This window comes from Streptomyces sp. NPDC058279, assembly GCF_042881255.1.
Classification (GTDB): Bacteria; Actinomycetota; Actinomycetes; order Streptomycetales; family Streptomycetaceae; genus Streptomyces.
This window is the reverse complement of record NZ_JBHVYA010000057.1, coordinates 1-1,180: the sequence shown is the minus strand read 5'-3', so window position 1 is coordinate 1,180 and position 1,180 is coordinate 1. Positions and strand designations below refer to the sequence as shown.

Genomic DNA, 1,180 nt, shown 5'->3' with positions numbered 1-1,180 from the left:
CGTGACGAGCTGATGCGTGCGCTCGCCGTCAACGACGACACTGCCCTGGACATCCTGCGCCCCCGCCTTACGAGCCTGCGCCCGGAGGCCGCCTGGGTGGAGGACGAGTTGGACGGTGGGGCGCTGCCGCCCGGCGAGTGGTGGGTCGTGGATCCGGCCGAAGGCAACGTCAACCACCTGCACGGTCTGCCGGAGTGGGCGGTGACCGCGACCCTCGTGCGAGAGAACCAGCCGGTGCTCACCGTGGTCCACCTGCCGTTGACCGGTGAGACCTACACCGCGCTCGCCGGCGCGGGCGCCTTTCTCGACGGCCGGCCGCTGTGCGTCTCCCCGGCCGCGGACCTCGGCCTGAGCATCGTGGCCACCAGCCAGGCCCGGCCGGACGAGGACGAGATGGTGGTGCGGCGCGTCGGCTCCTCGATCACCGCGATGCTCTTCGACGCGCTCGTCGTGCGCACCGCCGTGCCCGCGACCCTGCACCTCACGAACGTGGCCGCCGGCCGGATCGACGCCTTCTGGCAGTACGCCGGCGCCCGGGCGGACCTGCTGCCCGGGGCGCTGCTCGTCACCGAGGCCGGCGGACGGATCTCCGACGCCGAGGGCCGCCCCTGGACCCCGCAGAGCGAGAGCTTCCTGGCCGCCGCGCCCGGCGTCCACGCCGAAGCCGTCGCCACGCTCTCCCGTTGACCGCTCACCACAACCCGCACGCTTGAAAGGACCAGATCATCATGACCACGATCGCAGTTCTCGGAAACGGCCGCGTCGGCGGCAACCTGGCCACGGCTCTCACCCGGGCCGGGCACGAGGTGACCGTCGCGGACCGCGCGTCGGGGGCCGCCTCCGAGGCCGCCCGGGCGGCCCGGATCGTCATCAACGCCACCCCGGGAGCCGGCGCACTGGAACGTCTCGCCGCCCTGCGCGAGGAGCTGCACGGCAAGATCCTCGTGGACGTCTCCAACGCCACCGTCGACGGCCCGGACGGACTGCCCGCCCACCTGCTCTACCCCGGCTCCAGCCTCGCCGAGCAACTCCAGGAAGCGCTCCCCGAAACACACGTCGTCAAGACGCTCAACACCATGCTCTTCCCGGTGATGACCGCGCCCGCCACGCTCACCCAGGCGCCCGACGCCTTCCTCTCCGGCGAGGACCCGCAGGCCAAGCAGACCGTCCGCGAACTGCT

General features: G+C 72.6%; 2 protein-coding genes. Both read left to right on the top strand.

Annotated features, from left to right (window positions below):
* On the top strand, positions 1-687 hold a 687-nt coding region (locus ACFVXJ_RS31275; protein ID WP_389666842.1), incomplete at its 5' end, for an inositol monophosphatase family protein.
* 41 nt (positions 688-728) lie between these two features.
* Positions 729-1,180, top strand: a 452-nt coding sequence (locus ACFVXJ_RS31270; RefSeq protein WP_389666840.1) for an NADPH-dependent F420 reductase, incomplete at its 3' end; no start/stop codon positions are given.